Below are 282 nucleotides of genomic sequence, written 5' to 3'. Positions count from 1 at the left end.
TCAACGGAATAAAAATGCCGAGCGACTGATACAGACCGAAGGCATAGGCGTTGATCAGCATCTGCACGATGCTCACCACCGCGGCGATGATCATGACGTAGATTGGAATACGCACTTCGCTTGGCACCCAGCGGCGCACCGCGGAGATGGAGGCGTTGGTGAGCGTCAGCACCAGCGTGGTGGCCAGCCCCAGGCCCAGCGCGTTGGTGACGGTGGAGGTCACCGCCAGCAGCGGGCACATGCCCAGCAGCTGTACCAGGGCGGAGTTGTTCTTCCACAACC

1 protein-coding gene is annotated in these 282 nt (G+C 61.3%); it reads right to left on the bottom strand.

Annotated features, from left to right (window positions below; translation table 11 throughout):
* Window positions 1-280 (bottom strand): Rnf-Nqr domain containing protein (locus tag J0A68_RS23420; RefSeq protein ID WP_317195150.1); only part of this gene is annotated, 280 nt, incomplete at its 3' end.
* Between the last annotated feature and the right edge of the window lie 2 nt (window positions 281-282).

The sequence above is a fragment of the Algoriphagus oliviformis genome, from assembly GCF_017254915.1.
Taxonomy (GTDB): domain Bacteria; phylum Bacteroidota; class Bacteroidia; order Cytophagales; family Cyclobacteriaceae; genus Algoriphagus; species Algoriphagus oliviformis.
This window is presented reverse-complemented; position numbering and strand designations above follow the sequence as displayed.